15 protein-coding genes are annotated in these 18,099 nt (G+C 61.3%); 4 read left to right on the top strand and 11 right to left on the bottom strand.

Annotation, left to right across the window (positions count from 1 at the left end; genetic code table 11):
- Nucleotides 1–106: 106 nt before the first annotated feature.
- Both IWW33_RS26305 and IWW33_RS26300 read left to right on the top strand, forming a co-directional pair.
- Entirely contained in the window at nt 107–1,369 is a 1,263-nt protein-coding gene (locus IWW33_RS26305; RefSeq protein ID WP_231386204.1) for an OprD family porin, read from the top strand.
- Nucleotides 1,370–1,873: 504 nt separating this feature from the next.
- Nucleotides 1,874–2,647, top strand: coding sequence for a transporter substrate-binding domain-containing protein (locus IWW33_RS26300; RefSeq protein ID WP_119688917.1), 774 nt, complete (start codon nt 1,874–1,876; stop codon nt 2,645–2,647).
- A gap of 63 nt (nt 2,648–2,710) precedes the next feature.
- On the opposite strand, the gene IWW33_RS26295 is transcribed toward IWW33_RS26300, so the two are convergent.
- A complete protein-coding gene (locus tag IWW33_RS26295) occupies nt 2,711–4,123 on the bottom strand; it encodes a cytosine permease (RefSeq protein ID WP_119688918.1) in 1,413 nt (470 codons plus the stop codon).
- A 417-nt stretch (nt 4,124–4,540) separates the two neighbouring features.
- On the opposite strand from IWW33_RS26295, the gene IWW33_RS26290 reads away from it, so the two are divergent.
- Nucleotides 4,541–6,706: a response regulator gene (locus tag IWW33_RS26290; RefSeq protein WP_174141479.1), complete on the top strand. Its 2,166-nt coding sequence runs from the start codon at nt 4,541–4,543 to the stop codon at nt 6,704–6,706.
- Between the two features lie 6 nt (nt 6,707–6,712).
- Here the strand turns inward: IWW33_RS26290 and IWW33_RS26285 are convergent, their stop codons facing one another.
- From IWW33_RS26285 to IWW33_RS26240, 10 genes are all read right to left on the bottom strand, one after another.
- Nucleotides 6,713–8,896: a response regulator gene (locus IWW33_RS26285; protein WP_174141480.1), complete on the bottom strand. Its 2,184-nt coding sequence runs from the start codon at nt 8,894–8,896 to the stop codon at nt 6,713–6,715.
- Nucleotides 8,897–9,001: 105 nt separating this feature from the next.
- Nucleotides 9,002–9,565 (bottom strand): NUDIX hydrolase, encoded by a 564-nt coding sequence (locus IWW33_RS26280; protein WP_046785469.1) that lies wholly within the window; start codon nt 9,563–9,565, stop codon nt 9,002–9,004.
- A 2-nt stretch (nt 9,566–9,567) separates the two neighbouring features.
- Entirely contained in the window at nt 9,568–10,332 is a 765-nt protein-coding gene (locus IWW33_RS26275; protein ID WP_012314143.1) for a GntR family transcriptional regulator, read from the bottom strand.
- An 88-nt stretch (nt 10,333–10,420) separates the two neighbouring features.
- On the bottom strand, nt 10,421–10,810 hold the full coding sequence (locus IWW33_RS26270; RefSeq protein ID WP_012314144.1) for a carboxymuconolactone decarboxylase family protein: 390 nt from the start codon (nt 10,808–10,810) through the stop codon (nt 10,421–10,423).
- Nucleotides 10,811–11,011: 201 nt separating this feature from the next.
- Entirely contained in the window at nt 11,012–11,497 is a 486-nt protein-coding gene (locus tag IWW33_RS26265) for a flavin reductase family protein (protein WP_039605333.1), read from the bottom strand.
- A 13-nt stretch (nt 11,498–11,510) separates the two neighbouring features.
- Nucleotides 11,511–12,992 (bottom strand): aldehyde dehydrogenase, encoded by a 1,482-nt coding sequence (locus tag IWW33_RS26260; protein ID WP_115275057.1) that lies wholly within the window; start codon nt 12,990–12,992, stop codon nt 11,511–11,513.
- Nucleotides 12,989–13,822, bottom strand: a complete 834-nt coding sequence (locus IWW33_RS26255) for an alpha/beta fold hydrolase (RefSeq protein ID WP_046785467.1) — start codon at nt 13,820–13,822, stop codon at nt 12,989–12,991. Before IWW33_RS26255 ends, IWW33_RS26260 begins: the two co-directional genes overlap by 4 nt.
- Before the next feature lie 68 nt (nt 13,823–13,890).
- Nucleotides 13,891–14,487: an amino acid synthesis family protein gene (locus tag IWW33_RS26250; RefSeq protein ID WP_003256068.1), complete on the bottom strand. Its 597-nt coding sequence runs from the start codon at nt 14,485–14,487 to the stop codon at nt 13,891–13,893.
- A gap of 273 nt (nt 14,488–14,760) precedes the next feature.
- On the bottom strand, nt 14,761–15,804 hold the full coding sequence (locus IWW33_RS26245; protein ID WP_125923019.1) for an LLM class flavin-dependent oxidoreductase: 1,044 nt from the start codon (nt 15,802–15,804) through the stop codon (nt 14,761–14,763).
- A gap of 66 nt (nt 15,805–15,870) precedes the next feature.
- Nucleotides 15,871–16,356, bottom strand: coding sequence for a flavin reductase family protein (locus tag IWW33_RS26240; protein WP_012314149.1), 486 nt, complete (start codon nt 16,354–16,356; stop codon nt 15,871–15,873).
- A 316-nt stretch (nt 16,357–16,672) separates the two neighbouring features.
- On the opposite strand from IWW33_RS26240, the gene IWW33_RS26235 reads away from it, so the two are divergent.
- Nucleotides 16,673–18,076, top strand: coding sequence for a cytosine permease (locus IWW33_RS26235; protein ID WP_119688920.1), 1,404 nt, complete (start codon nt 16,673–16,675; stop codon nt 18,074–18,076).
- Nucleotides 18,077–18,099 lie beyond the last annotated feature (23 nt).

Genomic DNA, 18,099 nt, shown 5'->3' with positions numbered 1-18,099 from the left:
TAATGAGCAAGCTGTCGGCGGGTATAACTCTATGTAGGGTTGGAATTGTTTGGGTCGTTTATCGATGATCCATGCTCAAGCACAAAACAATAACAAGGTGCCTGTGATGTCTGTTTTTTCTCAAAAATCGTTGGTTTGTTCGGTAGTACTGTTAGTCGCGCCTTATGCTTCTGCCGCGTTCGTGGACGACTTCAAAGGCAATTTCGAGCTTCGAAATTTCTATTACAATCGCGATTTTCGCAATGATGGAGCTGCGCAGTCCAAGCGCGATGAGTGGGCACAAGGCTTTATTCTGAACCTGCAGTCTGGCTTCACAGAAGGGCCGGTGGGTTTCGGTATCGATGCCATGGGCTTGTTGGGGGTTAAGCTTGACTCTAGCCCTGACAGAACGGGGTCTGGGCTGCTTGCCTACGATTCCGGCAGGAATGTGGAAGACGAGTACGGAAAATTTGTGGCTACCGCTAAAGCGAGGGTAGGCAAGACTGAGTTGAGGGTAGGAGGGGTGAATCCTCTAATGCCTCTCCTCTGGAGCAATAATAGTCGCCTACTGCCTCAGGTTTTTCGCGGGGGGTCTTTGACCGTCAACGATATCGATAAATTGACGGTAACGGCTATCAGGGTAAACGCCGTGAAGCAGCGTAATTCCACCGATTTCGAATCCCTCACAGCTACTGGCTATGCTCCGGTTGAGGCTGATCACTATAACTACATGGCATTGGACTTCAAGCCAGCAAAGGACATGACATTCAGCTTGCACGCCGCCGAGCTTGAAGACCTCTACAAATCCTACTTCGCGGGGATTAAAGTTATCCAGCCGGTTTCGGAAGGCAATGTGATCGCGGATGTTCGCCTGTTCGATGCTAGCGAAACCGGCTCCAAAAAATTAGGTGAGGTGGACAACCGAACGCTGAGTAGCTATTTCGCCTACAGCATTAAAGGGCACACCATCGGTGGCGGTTACCAGAAGGCTTGGGGCGACACGCCATTTGCGTTTGTAAACGGCACAGATAGCTACCTATTCGGCGAATCGCTGGTCAGCACATTCACTGCCCCCAACGAGCGCGTCTGGTTCGCGAGGTATGACTTTGACTTCGCTGCTTTGGGTGTGCCTGGCTTGCTGTTTACCACCAGGTACATGAAAGGGGATGATGTTGATCCTACTCTGCTGACAAGCCGCCAAGCCGCTTCTCTGCGTCTAAACGGGGACGAGGGCAAAGAATGGGAGCGGGTCACTGACATCTCTTATGTCATCCAGAGTGGGCCTGCAAAGGGCGTTTCGTTCCAATGGCGTAACTCTACGAACCGATCGACCTATGCGGATAGCGCTAATGAAAATCGATTGATCATGCGTTACACCTTTAACTTCTAAAGTAACGAAAAGGGCTGGCTCTGCCGAGTCGGCCCTTCCTTCGGTGACCGCCTCACCACTGAAGCTGATAACAACGTCACTGGCAGCGGCGAATTTTTCAATGGCGCTAGCCAGAGTACCCGCCGAGATACTGTAAGCAACAGGCTCTGCCCAAACAGTGGCTTTGTTCAGCAGCGAGCCGGAGAGGTTACTTTCGAGCGCAGCTTGGTGGGTGCTGATGGTTGAGCAAGCCAAGCGAGCGGACATCCATTGACTCTCGTTCAATGTAATGCGCAGGCTCCCCTTAAAAAATGTATTTTTAATAGGATTTTTCGCATAATCCGCTAGAAGCAAGTGCTTCAGATGTTATCGAGCTGGCTGTGGAGTTATCGAATTCAGAATATGGTTACTGGAGCAGCAGCAGGAAAGTAGAGGGCTGGTGGCCCTAATTTCCATTGACGTTCCCAACCCTCGCTCTGCCCAGACCAATGGCGGCAGCGACCATGCTCACAAGGACCCGACCGCATGAAAGCTCCTTTGACCTTCTGCCTATTGGCAGCCATGGCCGGTAACGCAATTGCCGCGCCCACCGCTTCGCGCCTCGATGAGGTCCTTCAGCGCGGTACGCTCAGGGTCTGTACGACTGGAGACTACAAGCCCTATTCGTCCCTGCGCGCGGACGGCAGCTATGAAGGTATCGACATTGCCATGGCTCAGTCACTGGCCAAGAGCCTCGAGGTGAACATCCATTGGGTGCCCACTACCTGGAAAACCCTGATGCCGGACTTTCTGAGCCAACGCTGTGACATTGCGGTCGGCGGCATTTCAGTGTCACTGGAACGGCAGAGGAAGGCATTTTTCAGTGAGTCACTGGGCGTCGACGGCAAGATCCCGCTGGTACGCTGCGCCGATGTGCGGCTTTATCAGACGGTGGCGCAAATCAACCAGCCCCAGGTCAGGGTGATCGAACCCGCCGGCGGCACCAACGAGGCGTTCGCACGCGCGCATCTTGGCCAGGCGCGCATACGTCTGCACGATAACGTGACGATTTTTGACGAGCTGCTGTCTGGCAAGGCCGATGTAATGATTACCGACGCCAGCGAAGCGCGTTATCAGCAGAAGCTCAAACCCGGGCTGTGTGCGGTCAACCCGGAACGCGCCATGCAGTACAGCGAAAAGGCCTTCCTGCTGCCCCGTGATGATGTGGCCTGGAAGGCCTACGTCGATCAGTGGTTGCACCTGAGCGTAGCCAACGGAAGCTACGACAGCATCACCGGGCAGTGGCTGGCGGCGCCCTGAGCTGTCACAACCGCCCGTTTCCAGGCGATTGTCATTGCGCCAGGCCCTGGCGCATCTGCCTGATCAGCTTGCGGCCGCGAGCTTGGCACTGGTCTGGCGACGGCGATAGGCACTGTCGCGGCTCGCCAGCCACCAGTACAGCGGCGAAGTGATCAGCAGGCCCACCAGCCAGGACAGGTCGGCACCGTTGATGTGCTCGGAGATCGGCCCCACGTACAGCGGCGTGTTCATGAACGGAATCTGCACCACGATACCCACTGCATAGGCGGTCAGCGCCTGCGGGTTGTAGCGCCCGTAGATACCGCCATCGACCTTGAAGATCGACTGGATGTCGTAGTCGCCCTTGTGAATCACGTAGAAGTCGATCAGGTTGATCGCGGTCCACGGCACCAGCACCACCAGCAACACCAGCACCATGTCGACGAAGTGGCCGATGAAGTCCGCCGAGGCGAACACCGCCACCACGCAGCAGGCCGCCAGCACGATCAGCGACAGTACCGCACGGCTCTTGGCTGTGGGGATCCAGCGGTAGGCGAAGGTCTGGATCAGGGTGATGATCGACAGCACTGCGCCATAGAGGTTGAGGGCGTTGTGGCTGATCACGCTGAGCAGGAAAAGCACCAGCATGATCGGGCCGAGGGTGCCGGTGGCGAGTTTGACCGCGTCCATGGTGTCCATGCCGGCGGGGATCGCCAGCACCGCCACGGCGCCAAAGATGAACGACAGGCTCGAGCCCAGCGCCGACCCCAGGTAGGTGGTCCAGAAGGTGGAAGACACCTTCACGTCAGCCGGCAGGTAACGCGAATAGTCCGACACGTAGGGAGCAAAGGCGATCTGCCACAGCGCCGCCAGCGACACGGTGGCCAGCCAGCCGGCCAGGTTGAAGCCCCCGCGGGTGAGGAAATCGTCGCTCTGCACGTGGGTGAAGATGTAGCCGAAACCGATCACGATGCCGATGCCCAGTACCCAGGTGCCGATGCGGTTGAGCACGTGGATGAAGCGATAGCCGATGATGCCGATGATCCCCGAGCCCAGCGCGCCGATGACGATACCTACCGGTACCGGCACGCTGTCTACCACGCCATGCAGCGATTTGCCGGCCAGGACGATGTTGGAGGCGAAAAAGCCGATGTACATCACGCCGGCGATCACCACCACGAGGAGTGCCCCGAGCGAGCCGAACTGGGCGCGGCTCTGGATCATCTGCGGGATGCCCATTTGCGGGCCCTGGGCCGAGTGCAGCGCCATCAGCACTCCGCCGACCAGGTGGCCAACCAGAATGGCGACGATGCCCCACAGCAGGTTCAGGTGAAACAGCTGCACGCCGAGCGCGCCGGTGACGATGGGCAGCGGCGCGATGTTGCCGCCGAACCACAGCGTGAACAGATCCCTTACCTTTCCATGGCGGTCTTGCGGGGGCACGTAGCCGATCGTGTGTTTTTCTATGAGGGGTGCCGAATTGGCTGCACTGGTCATGACTGACTCCAAGGCAAGGTTGGGCATCGGGTGCTGCCCGGGTGCGTGCCGGCGAAGGGCGACGCGTTCTTGTTGGAGCGATGATGCGGGGTGCGGGGGGAAGGAGAAATTAGTAAATATGTGCCCATAAACCTTAAAAAACCTAAGGCTGACAAAAGGTTAAGGGGCGAGTGGTAGCAAGGAGCGGGCCACCGGGCTGGGAGGCCCGGGTTTGGCCGGTTTGAGCAGGTATGCGTTCAAACGGGTGTGCGGTGTTGGTGCGAGCTGCCCGATTGAAGTGCATTAAGTTACATCGACAGCATCCAGTTCTGAATCAGGCAGAGGGGGAGTAATTAACGGCGAATCCCTGGGAACGAACTGTTTATTGCACATCTCTTATCATCAGATGGATGGCAATATGCCCGGGACTTCCCAGACATGAAACCGCTTCAACGACACGAAACCCCCAATCCGCTACCACACTTCCTGCTCAATGGCGGTGCCATCGGCACACTGCTGCAGACGATGGACTGGAGCGACTCGCCGCTCGGCCCGCCTGAAGCATGGTCGCCCCACTTGCAGGCGGTGATGGCCACATTACTGCCGGCCCAGGCGCAGTTCGTGCTGTTCTGGGGTGAGGCCTTTGCTGCGCTTTACAATGACGCCTATGCGCCGACCATTGGCAGCAAGCATCCCCACGCACTGGGGCGTCCAGGCAAGGAGTACTGGCGCGAACTGTGGCATGACCTCGAGCCGTTGCTGCGCGGTGTGCGTGAGACTGGCCAGACCTTCGCGGCTAAGGATCGCCCCTTTTATATAGAACGCCACGGATTGGGCGAGACGGTGTACTTCGATGTGTCTTATTCCGCGGTGCGTGAGGCCGATGGTACTGTCGGCGGCGTGTTGTGCCTGGTCACCGAGACCACCGAGCGGGTGCGCCTCCAGCAGAACCAGGCGTTCTTGCTGGAGTTGGGCCGCACGTTGCCCGGGCTGGGCGAAGCAGACCGCATCGAAGCCTATGTGGTGAGCCGCCTGGCCGAGCACCTGGGGGCGGCGCAAGTCTGTTTTGGCGAAGATCAGGGCGATGGCGCAGGTTTCAAGGTCGCGCACGATTGGGCTGAGGGCGTGCCATCGCTCGTCGGCCAACACCACTATGCGACTTACGGCGCATCGCTGCATGAGCAGTTGGCGGCAGGGCAGGTGGTGCAGCAAGCGCATGACAGCGCAACGTCACCCCTGAGCGGCCTATGTTCCACGCTGCATGTACCGGTGCTGCGTGGCGGTCGCCTGGAGGCCATGCTTGGCGTGCACTTTCATAGCCCGCGCCAGTGCCTTGAAGAGGAATGCCAGTTGGTGGCGGAAACCGCCAAGCAAGGCTGGGCGGCCATTACCCATGCCCGCGCAGAACGCGCCCTGCACCTGCTCAACGACAGCCTGGAGGAGCGCGTCACGGCGGCACTCGCCCAGCGTGAGGCGGCGATGCTGCAGTTGCACGAAGCGCACAAGCTGGAAATGATCGGGCAGTTGACTGGCGGTATTGCCCATGACTTGAACAACATGCTCACGCCTATCATCGCCTCTTTTGAGTTGCTGCGCCGGCAGCCGCACGCCGAACGTGCCCCGCGCCTGATCGACGGGGGGCTGCAGGCTGCCGAGCGTGCGCGCAATCTGGTCGGGCGGTTGCTCAGCTTTGCCCGCCGACAAACGCTCAAGCCGCAGGCCGTGTCGTTGGCCGCTCTGGTAGAGGACATGCACGAGCTGCTGGCCCGATCACTGGGGCCGACAGTTGCCGTGCAGGTACAGATTGACCCAGCCCTGCCTGCAGTCCTCGTAGACCCCCATCAACTGGAACTGGCGCTGCTCAACCTTGCGGTCAACGCCCGCGACGCCATGGGCGACGGTGGCACCTTGAGGATCTGCGCAGGGCTTGAGGCCGACGGGCCCCCAAGGCCTGCGGGCCTCACTGAAGGGACGCTGGTGTGGCTGCAGGTTCGCGACAGTGGCAGTGGCATGGACGAAGATCAGTTGCGCCGCTGCGTCGAACCGTTCTATTCCACCAAAGGCGTGGGAAAGGGCACTGGTCTTGGCCTGCCGATGGTCCAGGGGCTGGCCGTACAGTCTGGTGGCGGCTTCCAGATACGCTCGCAGCAAGGGGAGGGTACCGTTGCCACGTTATGGCTGCCGAGCAGCGATGTGGCTGCGGTGTGTCGTGACAGTGAAATGGCCGAGGTGCCGCTTGCCGACGGTGCACTTCGGGTGCTGCTGGTGGACGACGAGGAGATCGTGCGCCATGCCACAGCGCTGCAGTTGCGTGAACTGGGTTATCAGGTGACCGAAGCCGCCAGTGCCGCTGCAGCGTTGCAGCTGGTGGAGAAGGGCTGGTGGCCGGATGTTCTGGTGACCGATCATGTCATGGCTGATATGACCGGGGTGCGGTTCGCTCAACGGATGCGCGAGCGTCAGGCTGACCTGCCAGTGCTGATCATTACCGGCTACGCCAACCTGACACCGCGCGAACTCAAGGGCTTCGAGGTGTTGCGCAAGCCGTACCGGCGCGCAGAACTGGCGCAGAGTGTGGCGCGCTTGCTTACCGGCAAGCCTTGACAGCCATCAGGGCCCCAGCACCTTCCCAAGCAGCAGGCATACCTGCTCTGCCGAATAGGGCTTTGCCAGGAATGTGAACCCCTCATGGCCGCCTTCGGCAATCGCGTCGCTGTAGCCGGAGGTGAGGATCACAGGCAATTGCGGGCGCTGGCGGCGTAGCTCGCGGGCCAGGGCCAAGCCGCCCATGCCGGGCATCATCACATCGGAAAATACCGCATCGAAATCTTCCGCCGCGCCGTCCAATTCCCTCAAGGCCTCTTCCGCAGAGTTCACCCAGCTGATCCGGTAGCCGTGGTCTTCGAGGATCTGTGCGGTGAAAGTGCCCAGGTCCGGGTCGTCCTCCACCACCAATATTCTTCGCCGCGCGCCACTCACCAGCGGTTGGCTGGCCTCTGCGGCCGCATTGGCCTGCTCGGCAGGCTGTTCCACTTGTGGTAGGTACAGCGTAAAGGTGGTCCCTTGGCCCTGGATGCTGGCTACCTCTACATCGCCCCCTGATTGCTTGGCGAAGCCGAACACCTGCGACAGTCCAAGCCCTGTGCCTTCGCCGGGCGCCTTGGTGGTGAAGAACGGGTCGAAGATACGGTCGAGCAACTCGGCGGCGATGCCGACACCGCTGTCCACCACCGAGATGGCGGCAAACGGCCCTGGGTGCTCTTGATGATCGCGCAGGCCAGACATGCTTTGGTTGGGCAGCAGGCGCAGGTGCAAGGTGCCTTCGCCAGCCATGGCATCACGGCCGTTGAGCATCAGGTTGATCACTGCGGTTTCCAGTTGGCTGAGGTCGGCGCGGATGTGGCATGGCGTCGATGGCAACTCCAGTTTTACCTGGACCCGCGCGCCCGTAGCGGCATCAAGCATGTCGGCCATGGCCTGCAGGCGCGATCCGGCGTCGAGTACTTGTGGGCTCAATGCCTGACGACGGGCGAAGGCCAGCAGCTGGCCGGTCAGCTTGGCGCCGCGGTCGACCGTGTCGGTCATGGTCTTGAGATAGCGTTCGCGACGGCTTTCGTCGAGGTTCGGCCGCTGCAGGAAGTGCAGTGACGAGCGAATGATCGTCAGCAGATTGTTGAAGTCATGGGCCACGCCACCGGTCAGTTGGCCGATGGCTTCGAGCTTCTGTGCCTGGCGCAGGACCGCTTCGGTGTGCAACAGCTGAGCGGTGCGTTCTTCGACCCGGTGTTCCAGGCTGGCGTTGAGCGATTCCAGTGCGGCCAGCGCCTCGCGCACTTCGGCATGGGCCTGGACCCGCTGAATATGCGCCCAGCAACGTTCCGTCACTTCTCCGATCAGCGCCTGCTCGTAAGGCGACCACCGCCGTGGCGCCTTGTCGTGGATGGCCATCAGCGCGGTGAGTCTGCCTGCCTTGATCAATGGCATGCAGATGGTTGCGGTAATGCCAATGGCCTGAAAGGTGGCGGCTTCCTCACTGGGCAGTTCGCTCAGGTTGTCGGTTATAACCAGCGGCAGGCCATTGTGCAGCCGGCTGACCGCCAGGCGGCCAAAGTCGCCCAGGCGGTAGTGGCCCACCAACCGTGGCGAGCCGGGTGCTACAGAGTCGCCGCAGATGGTGAAGCCATCTTGGTCTGCATCCATCACGGCGTACGCACAGCTGGACAGCTGCAGGTGCTCGACCAGCATGCCGGTGGTGATGGTCATTACCCGGTCCGAGTCGGTGGCATTGGCCACCGCCCGGCCCAGGTCGTCCAGAAACGCCAGCCGCTGGTTGGTGACCACGCTGGCGGTCGTTTCGGTGACTGTGTCGAGCATGCCCACCACTTCGCCGTTCTGGTCGCGGATAGGGCTGTAGCAAAAGGTGAAGTAAGCGCACTCCGGGCCACCGTTGCGGTCGATGGTCAGCGGGAAGTCCTCGATATAGACGGCTTCACCGCCCAAGGCGCGTTCGGCCATGGCCTCGATGTCGGCCCAGGCTTCCTGCCATACTTCGCGAAACGGCTTGCCCAACGCTTGCGGTTTTTTGCCAAGAATTGGCAGGAATGCGTCGTTGTGCAGGGTGAGCAGGTCTTGCCCCCAGAGAATTGCCTGAGGAAAGCGCGAGGCCAGGCACAGGGCCACGGTGGTCTTGAGTACGTCAGGCCAGGTCTCGATCGGGCCCAGGGAGGTGGTGCTCCAGTCGTGATTGCGAATGCGTTCGGCCATCAGCCCGCCGCCGTCCAGCCATTTAGCCATGTGTGCTCTGCCCATCCTTCTGCCGGGGATGATAAGGGTGCACCGAGAATAGCGGATTGGCGAGGGCTTTATGCAGCCTGCACCGGTGATGAGGCCGCAGCAGGCTCAACGAATGAAGTGCACCTTGCCGGTGTCGTCATTGCCCATGTAGATCCCGTACACCCCAGCCTGCCGCTCGAGGATGTAACGCTCGAGAATCTGCCGTATCGCCGGGTAGTAGATCTCTTCCCAAGGGATCTGGTCGGGTTCGAAGAACGTGTAGGTCAGCGTCTCGGGCCCGTACTGCCCGGTTTCCTCGGTAGCGATGGCGCGAAAGATGATGTACACCTCGCTGATTTTCGGCACGCTGAAGATCGAGTAGGGCGAGACGATTTCGGCACGCACACCGCTTTCCTCCCACACCTCACGCAGCGCTGCCTGCTCGGTGGTTTCGCCGGCCTCCATGAACCCGGCCGGCAATGTCCAGGTGCCTGGGCGGGGCGGGATCGCCCGCTGGCACAGCAGGTACTTGCCATCGCGCTCGATGATGCAGCCGGCGATGATCTTCGGGTTGATGTAGTGGACATAGCCGCACCCGGTACAGTGCAGGCGCTCGTGGGTGTCGCCGTCGGGAACGCCCCGGGCCAGTTCTGTGGTGCAGTGCGGGCAGTAGCGCGGGGCGTTGGGCATGGTCAGCGGCCTATGCGGGGTTCTATACGGGGTTCCTTGAGGGCCAAAGGCTCGACCATGTCGCGCACCTTGGTGTTGTCGTCCTGCTTCTGGCGCAGGTAGTCCAGCGCCACCTTGGCGGCGGCCCGCACATGATCGACCGAGGCCTGGTGGGCGACCAGCGGGTCGCCACTCTTGATGGCGTCGACGATTTTTTCCATTTCAAGGTTGCTGGCGCCACGGCGGTTTTGCTGCGACACCGAGGTGGCGCGCAGGTAGCTGATGCGGGCCTGCAGCTGGCGCAGCTGTTGCGCTGCGACCTGGTTGCCGGAGCCTTCGAGCAGCACTTCGTAAAAGCCTTGCACCGAGTCCAGCACCTGTTGCAACTCGCCTTCCTCGAGTGCCTCGCGGTTGACCTCCAGCGCCCGCTCCAGGGCCCGGATGTCCTTGGCTTTGGCATTGAGGGTGAACAGCTGCACGATCAGGCCTTCGAGTACACAGCGCAGCTCGTAGATATCGCGGGCGTCTTCCAGGGTGATGATGGCCACGCGTGGGCCCTTGGCATCGGCGAATTCCACCAGGCCTTCGGACTCCAGGTGACGCAGGGCTTCACGCACCGAGGTACGGCTGACGCCGAGGCGGTCGCAGAGGTCGCGCTCGACCAGGCGATCGCCCGGGAGCAGGTGGAAATTCATGATCGCGCCGCGCAGTTTGTCGAGCACGATTTCACGCAGTGTTACGGGGTTGCGGTTGACCTTGAAGCTGTCGTCGAGTGGCTGGCGTTTCATCAGGTGCGCTCTTTATGAGGCTGTTTCGCCAACATCGCGGAACACCCCGAACCGAGGTGCTCCCTGCAGTGGTTCGAACAGCCCGTTGTTAACGGGTTGACTCCGCATCGGCTTCGGCGAACGCCTCGCGGGCCAGGCGGAAACTGTCCACCGCCGCGGGCACGCCGCAATAAATGCCGACCTGGAGCAGGATCTCGCGAATCTGTTCACGGCTCAGGCCATTACGCAAGGCGCCGCGAATATGCAGCTTGAGCTCGTGGGGCCGGTTGAGCGCGGAAATCATGGCCAAGTTTATCATGCTGCGCTCTTTGAGCGACAAGCCATCGCGGCCCCAGACATGGCCCCAGCAGTACTCGGTGACAAGCTCCTGCAAAGGCTTGGTGAAGTCGTCGGCGTTCTGGATCGAGCGGTTGACGTAGTCCTCGCCCAGCACCTGCGTACGGATCTGCAGGCCTTTTTCGTACTTTTCGTTGCTCATTGCCTAGCTCCGAATCAAAAGAGGGGCCGCAACCAAGGGTGAGAGGGTCGCGCGGCCCCTGAAAAAGAAGTATCGGGGCTGCTGCGCAGCCCAATCGCCGGCAAGCCGGCTCCCACAGGTACAGCACAGGCTTTCATCACAGTGGAGACCCTGTGGGAGCCGGCTTGCCGGCGATCGGGCTGCGCAGCAGCCCCAAGGGCATCAGCCCAGCGGCGGCAGGGCGCCCAGTTTGCCTCTGTGATAGACCATCGGGGTCACCGGGTCAGCGGGCAGCACCAGGTTTTTCACCGCGCCGACGATGATCGCGTGATCACCGCCGTCGTATTCGCGCCACAACTCGCACTCGATGATCGCCGTGGCCTTGGCCAGCAGCGGGTTGCCCAGCTCGCTGAGGTGCCACTCGATGCCCTTGGCCTTGTCCTTGCCTTTGCCAGCGAAGGCATAGGCCTCGGCGGTCTGCTCGGCGGACAGCAGGTGGATCGCGAACTGCTTGCTGTCCCGCAGGATCGGGTAAGTATCAGAGGCGTAGTTGGGGCAGAACAACACCAGCGCCGGGTCTATCGACAGCGCACTGAACGCGCTGGCGGTGATGCCGACAATGGCGCCGTCGGCGTCCAGGGTGGTGACCACCGTAACCCCGGACGGGAAGGAGCCCATCACGTCTTTGTAGATGCCTGGTTCGATCATCGTGTATTACCTCTTAGCGCATCACAAACGGGTCGGGCATCGGCGCGGTGGACAGGTTGATCCACACGGTCTTCAGCTCGGTATAGGCCAGCACCGAATCGATGCCGCTTTCACGGCCGTAGCCGCTGTTCTTGAAGCCGCCGATCGGTGCCATGGCCGACACTGCGCGGTATGTGTTGACCCAGATGATCCCCGAACGCACGTCACGGGCCAGGCGGTGGGCACGGCCCAGGTCGCGGGTCCAGATGCCGGCAGCGAGGCCGAACTGCGAGTCGTTGGCAATGGCCAGGGCCTGTTCCTCGGTCTTGAAGCGGATGACCGCAGCGACCGGGCCGAACACTTCTTCCTGCATGATGGTCATCGAGTTGCTGTCGCACTCGAACAGCGTCGGCTCGTAGTACCAGCCTTCGCCCTCGACTTCGGCACGCTTGCCACCCATGTGCAACTTGGCGCCTTCAGCCTTGGCCGCAGCAACCAGGCCTTCGACCACGGCCAACTGCTGGGCGGTGGCCATCGGGCCCATTTCGCTGGCTTCGTCCTGGGGGTTGCCGATGCGGATGCGCTTGGCCCGCTCGATCAGGCGGGCAACGAACGCGTCGAAGATCTCGTCCTGTACCAGCAAACGTGAACCTGCCACGCAGCTTTGCCCGGAGGCGGCATAGATGCCGGCCACAGCGCCGTTGATGGCACTGTCCAGGTCGGCGTCGGCGAAAATGATGTTCGGCGACTTGCCGCCCAGCTCCAGCGACAGTTTGGCGAAGTTTTCGGCACTGCTGCGCACCACGTGGCGAGCGGTGGCGGCGCCGCCGGTGAAGGCGATCTTGCGCACCAGCGGGTGGCGGGTCAGCGCAGCGCCGGTGCTTGGGCCGTAGCCGGTGACCACGTTGACCACGCCCGGCGGGAAGCCAGCTTCCAGGGCCAGGCGGGCCAGCTCGAGGATGGTCGCCGAGGCATGCTCGGAAGGCTTGAGCACGATGGTGTTGCCGGCGGCCAGGGCTGGCGCCAGCTTGATCGCGGTGAGGTACAGCGGGCTGTTCCACGGGATGATCCCGGCCACCACGCCGATTGGTTCGTGCACGGTGTAGGCGAACAGGTCCGGCTTGTCCAGCGGCAGGGTGCCGCCTTCGAGTTTGTCTGCCAGGCCCGCGGTGTAATGGAAGAACTCCGGCAGGTAACCGACCTGGCCACGGGTTTCGCGGATCAGCTTACCGTTGTCACGGCTTTCCAGCTGAGCCAAATGTTCTTTGTTCTCGGCAATCAGGTCACCCAGCTTGCGCAGCAGTTTGCCCCGCGCAGTGGCGGTGATGCTGCGCCAGGCTTTGCTGTCGAACGCACGCTGGGCGGCCTGGACGGCCAGCTCCACATCGGCTTCATCAGCGTCGGGCAGTTGCGCCCAGGCCTGGGCGGTGGCCGGGTTGAGGCTGTCGAAGGTCTTGCCGCTCTGGGCATCGAGCCATTGGCCGTCGATGCACATCTGGAAACGAACGAGGGTCATGCAACAATCCCCTTGGCGGATTCGGTGAGGGTGCGGGCTTGGCTGAGGAAATCCAGAAGCATCTTGTTGACTTCACGGGGTGCCTCCACCGGCATCATATGCCGTTGCTCGGCGAGGACCACACTTTGCGCGCCAGGAATGCTGGCAGCGAGCTGGCGGGTCATGGCCGGGGTGGAGCCCGAGTCGAGTTCGCCGGTGGCGATCAGTGTCGGCACCTGAATGCTGCCCAGGTCACCAGCGCGGTACATGTCCTGGGTGGCGAACAGCGAGTAAGTGGTGTGGTAACCCTGCGGGTCGTTGCTCGCCAGTACCTGGCGAATCGCGGCGACCTGCGCCGGGTTGGCTGCCTTGTATTCCCGGCTGAACCAGCGGTCGAGCGCGGCGTCGACGTTGGCGTCGGGGCCTTGCTGGGCAGCCTGGGCCGCGCGTGCGATGACGCCGGCGCTCTGTTCCGGGCTGCGATTGAACACGCTGTTGAGTACCACCAGCGCAGACAAACGCTGCGGGTAGTTCAGGGCGAAGGCGCGTGCGACCAGGCCACCCATGGAGAAGCCGATCACGGTCGCCTGGGCGATCTGCAGGTGGTCGAGCAGTTCTGCCAGCTGGGCGGCGTAGCCTTCCAGGCCGGTGTCGGCGGCAGGCAGTGCGCTCTGGCCATGGCCGAGCATGTCGTAGGCAATGACGCGGTAGTCGTTGGCCAGGCCCACGAACTGCCCGCCCCACATTTCCTTGTTCAGGCCCACGCCGTGGATCAGCACCACGGGTTGGCCCTGGCCTTGGGCCAGGTAACTGGTCCCGGCCGGTGTACGTTCAGCGACAGGCTGAATCATGGAGGGCGCTCCTTGAAGGTCGGGCGCGGCGGGTAAGCACGCCACGCCCCGGCCCGTCTTGGTTGTTGTTATTGAGCGTTGGCTTTTTCGGCAGCCAGTTCTTCCAGGTCGATGTAACGGTTGCCGATGCGCGGGTGCAGGCGGCCGCCGTCGGCAGCGCCCAGTACCACGACGATTTCGTCGGCACGCGGGGCGTCTTCGATCTGCATTTCCAGGGTGATGTAGTGCGAGCGCAGGCCTTCGTCGTCCTTTTGCATCATCGGGATCTGGATCGAGGTGCCCGGGCCGCCACGCTTGTTGGTGAAGCTCAGGTAGCTCTTGGCTTGTACGGCTTCGCGGTAATGGTTGCCGAAGCGCAGGGTGTGGATCACCGCCGAAGCGTGCTCGATCTCGCCATCAGCGCCGACCACGGCAGCTTTACCGTAGGCTTCGATCTTGTCGGCACCACCGATGGCAGCGGTCAGGCGCTCGACCATCAGCGCACCCAGCTCGGAGCAATTGGCGCGGATTTCCGGCTTGAGGTCTTCAACGAAGCCGCGGCCGGCCCATGGGTTCTTGATCACCACGGCCAGGCCGACCATGGTCACCGGCTTGTCGGTGGCTTTGCCGCCTTCGATACGGGTCTCTTCGGAGTAGGTGACGATCTTGCGGATTTCGAAACTCATGAGGGGCTCCTGGTGAGGGTTATCAGCTCTTGTTGTCTGATGGTATACCATAATATTTGTTGTGCAAGAGGCCGCTGGAAATTTCTCTGATGAGGAGACGAAAGGCGGCGTGAGCAGGCCTCGAGCCACAAGCGGCAAGCTCCAAGCCACAAGCACGCGGACGAGCACGTACGCCCTTGCTTGCAGCTTGCAGCTAAAAAAACGCCCGCTCGCGAGGGCCATGACGGCCCCCGGGAGCGGGCTGATCCCGCAACGCTTTCAGGCAATGGGAATTCAGGCGAACGCCGGCACCACTTCCTTGATGAACAGCTCGAGCGACTTCTTCTTCTCGGCGTGGGGCAGGCTGTTGTCGCACCAGAAGCTGAACTCGTCTACGCCCAGTTCCTGGTAGTACTTGATGCGCGCGATGATTTCTTCCGGGGTGCCGATCATGGTGTTCTTGCGGATGTTCTCCAGCGCGAAGGCCGGCACCTCGGCGAACTTCGATTCGGGGCTTGGCTCCAGGAAGCCGTTGACCGGGACCGTCTTGTTGCCAAACCAGGCATCGAAGGTGCGGTAGAAGCGCGAAATGGCCTGGGCGCCGACTTTCCAGCCATCGGGCTCCGACGGGCTGTGCACGTGGGTGTGGCGCAGCACCATCAGTTGCGGGCGCGGCACCTCGGGGTTGTTGTCCAGCGCAGCCTGGAACTTGTTTTTCAGGTCCAGTACTTCTTCATCACCCTTCATCAACGGGGTGACCATCACGTTGCAACCGTTTTTCACCGCAAAGTTGTGTGAGTCCGGGTCGCGCGCAGCGATCCACATCGGCGGCATGCCATGCTGCACCGGCTTGGGCACACTGGTGGAGGTGGGGAAATTGTAGACTTCGCCTTCATGGGCGTAGTCGCCTTCCCACAGCTTGCGTACCGCCGGGACCATTTCGCGCAGGGCCTTGCCGCCGTCGGTGGCCGGCATGCCATTGGCCATGCGGTCGAACTCGAACTGGTAGGCGCCCCGGGCCAGGCCCACTTCCATGCGGCCGTTGCTGATCACGTCGAGCAGGGCGCACTCGCCGGCCACGCGGATCGGGTTCCAGAACGGTGCAATGATGGTGCCGGCGCCCAGGCGGATCTTCTCGGTGCGTGCCGCCAGGTAGGCCAGCAGCGGCATCGGGCTTGGCGAAATGGTGTATTCCATGGCGTGGTGTTCGCCGATCCACACGGTGCTGAAACCGCCGTTTTCGGCCATCAGGGTCAGTTCGGTGAGGTCTTCGAACAGCTGGCGGTGGCTGACCTGTTCATCCCAACGTTCCATGTGTACGAACAACGAAAATTTCATGGGGCATTCCTCGCAGCTTGAAAGTCTCGCCTGGCGTGCCAGGCGTCAGTAATAACGTTAGGCGTCTCAGGCGAAGGCGGGCAGGCTGGCCATTTTGCCGCGGCAGTAGACCATCGGCCGTGGGGCCTGCTCGGGAACGATCAGGTTGTGCACCTTGCCGACCATTATCGCGTGGTCGCCACCTTCATATTCCCGCCACAACTCGCATTCGATCACCGCAGTGGCCCCCGCCAGCACCGGGTTGCCCAGTTCACTCAGGGTCCACTCGATGCCGGCGGCCTTGTCCTTGCCCTTTTTGGCGAAGGCGTAGGCTTCAGCCTGCTGTTCACCGGAGAGCAGGTGAATGGCAAAGCGCTTGTTCTTGATCAGCACAGGGTAGGAATCGGAACTGTAGTTGGGGCAGAACAGCACCAGCGGCGGGTCCATCGACAGGGAAGAAAAGGCGCTGGCGGTAAGGCCGACGATCGAGCCGTCGTCGTCCAGGGTGGTGATGACGGTGACGCCTGAGGGGAAGGAGCCCAAGACGTTCTTGTAAACGGTTGCGTCGATCATGGCGTGTACCTCGAAGGGGGTAGCGGTGGGCCGCTTTTTATCGTTGATGTGTCTGATGGTATACCGTAATACTCGTTTTGCAAGCGGAATTTTTAGTGCTGTAAAAAACATGATGAATGGCTCAAGGCCGCATGAAATGGGGCTTTGCTGAAATAATCAGGGCGTGGCCTCGGCTGCTGAACCGGATCAGTAAGGGTTTTTAAAACCGAATCAGTGTTGTCAAAAGCTTGGAATACCATAATATGGTCCGCAGCTGAGAGGCCGCCTAGACGCGGTTTCCTTACAAAGATAAAAACGACCTTTCGAGCTGAAAACCATGTCCCAACCGTCATCGCAACACCAGTTTGTCGAGAATCACACGGTCGATTACGTTCCACCTGCCGAGCGCCATGGGAAGGCGCGCGACCTGTTCACCCTCTGGTTCAGTACCAACATCGCGCCACTGCCTATCGTCACCGGCGCCATGGTGGTCCAGGTATTTAACCTGAACCTGCTGTGGGGCCTGATCGCCATCGTGCTGGGCCACCTGATCGGGGGCGTGGTCATCGCCCTGGCCTCTGCACAGGGACCGCAACTGGGCATCCCACAGATGGTGCAGAGCCGCGGCCAGTTCGGCCGGTACGGTGCCCTGCTGATCGTGTTCTTCACGGCGTTGATCTATGTTGGTTTCTTCATTTCCAACATCGTGCTGGCAGGCAAGTCGATCCACGGCATTGCCCCAAGCGTGCCGATGCCCACGGCGATCGTCATCGGGGCCCTGAGCGCGACGGCGATCGGTGTTATCGGCTACCGCTTCATTCATAGCCTGAACCGCATTGGCACCTGGGTGATGGGGTCGGCATTGCTGGCCGGTTTCATCATGATGTTTACCCAGGAACTGCCCGTCGACTTCTTCAGCCGAGGCGCGTTCAACCTGTCGGGCTTCATCGCCACCGTGTCGCTGGGGACCATCTGGCAGATCAGTTTCTCGCCGTACACCTCCGACTACTCGCGTTACCTGCCCAAGGAAGTCGGTATTGCCAAGCCGTTCTGGGCCACGTACTTCGGCGCCACCCTGGGCACCATCCTGTGCTTCAGCTTTGGTGCGGTGGCGGTGCTGTGCGTGCCCCAAGGCACCGACGCGATGGATGCGGTCAAGCAGGCCACCGGCTGGCTGGGCCCGATCCTGATGGTGCTGTTCCTGCTGAACATCATCAGCCACAACGCCCTCAACCTGTACGGTGCGGTGCTGTCGATCGTCACCGCCATCCAGACCTTCTTCGCCCAATGGACGCCCAGCATCAAGGTGCGGGTAATGCTGGCTGCAGTGATCCTGGTGGCGTGCGGGATGGTTGCGCTGAATGCCTCGGCGGACTTCATCGGCCACTTCATCGGGTTGATCCTGGCGCTGTTGCTGGTGCTGGTGCCGTGGGCTTCGATCAACCTGATCGACTTTTACCTGATCAAGAAGGGTGAATACGACATTGCTTCGATCTTCCGCGCTGACGGCGGAATTTACGGGCGCTTCAACCCCCACGCGATCATTGCCTATGCGTGCGGGATTCTGGTGCAGTTGCCGTTTGCCAACACGTCGCTTTATGTAGGGCCCTATTCGAACATTGTCGAGGGCGCGGACTTGTCCTGGCTGTTCGGCTTGATCGTGACGGTGCCGTTGTATTACTGCCTGGCTACGCGGGGCAAGGCCGAGAAGGTTGTGCGGGCTGTCAGCGCCAAGGGGTAGTTGCCCGGGGGCTGCGTTGCAGC

The organism is Pseudomonas sp. M2, assembly GCF_015751845.1.
Classification (GTDB): Bacteria; Pseudomonadota; Gammaproteobacteria; order Pseudomonadales; family Pseudomonadaceae; genus Aquipseudomonas; species Aquipseudomonas putida_E.
Note: the sequence above shows the minus strand (reverse complement) of the source record. Positions and strands in the feature narration are given on the sequence as shown.

Bases quoted from the DNA above. Each gene is read 5' to 3' on its own strand.
- IWW33_RS26255 (WP_046785467.1), bottom strand. From the start codon at position 13,822: ATGATTCAGCCTGTCGCTGAACGTACACCGGCCGGGACCAGTTACCTG.
- IWW33_RS26285 (WP_174141480.1), bottom strand. From the start codon at position 8,896: ATGGCTAAATGGCTGGACGGCGGCGGGCTGATGGCCGAACGCATTCGC.
- IWW33_RS26300 (WP_119688917.1), top strand. From the start codon at position 1,874: ATGAAAGCTCCTTTGACCTTCTGCCTATTGGCAGCCATGGCCGGTAAC.
- IWW33_RS26260 (WP_115275057.1), bottom strand. From the start codon at position 12,992: ATGACCCTCGTTCGTTTCCAGATGTGCATCGACGGCCAATGGCTCGAT.
- IWW33_RS26280 (WP_046785469.1), bottom strand. From the start codon at position 9,565: ATGCCCAACGCCCCGCGCTACTGCCCGCACTGCACCACAGAACTGGCC.
- IWW33_RS26235 (WP_119688920.1), top strand. From the start codon at position 16,673: ATGTCCCAACCGTCATCGCAACACCAGTTTGTCGAGAATCACACGGTC.
- IWW33_RS26245 (WP_125923019.1), bottom strand. From the start codon at position 15,804: ATGAAATTTTCGTTGTTCGTACACATGGAACGTTGGGATGAACAGGTC.
- IWW33_RS26270 (WP_012314144.1), bottom strand. From the start codon at position 10,810: ATGAGCAACGAAAAGTACGAAAAAGGCCTGCAGATCCGTACGCAGGTG.
- IWW33_RS26250 (WP_003256068.1), bottom strand. From the start codon at position 14,487: ATGAGTTTCGAAATCCGCAAGATCGTCACCTACTCCGAAGAGACCCGT.
- IWW33_RS26275 (WP_012314143.1), bottom strand. From the start codon at position 10,332: ATGAAACGCCAGCCACTCGACGACAGCTTCAAGGTCAACCGCAACCCC.
- IWW33_RS26295 (WP_119688918.1), bottom strand. From the start codon at position 4,123: ATGACCAGTGCAGCCAATTCGGCACCCCTCATAGAAAAACACACGATC.
- IWW33_RS26305 (WP_231386204.1), top strand. From the start codon at position 107: ATGTCTGTTTTTTCTCAAAAATCGTTGGTTTGTTCGGTAGTACTGTTA.
- IWW33_RS26240 (WP_012314149.1), bottom strand. From the start codon at position 16,356: ATGATCGACGCAACCGTTTACAAGAACGTCTTGGGCTCCTTCCCCTCA.
- IWW33_RS26265 (WP_039605333.1), bottom strand. From the start codon at position 11,497: ATGATCGAACCAGGCATCTACAAAGACGTGATGGGCTCCTTCCCGTCC.
- IWW33_RS26290 (WP_174141479.1), top strand. From the start codon at position 4,541: ATGAAACCGCTTCAACGACACGAAACCCCCAATCCGCTACCACACTTC.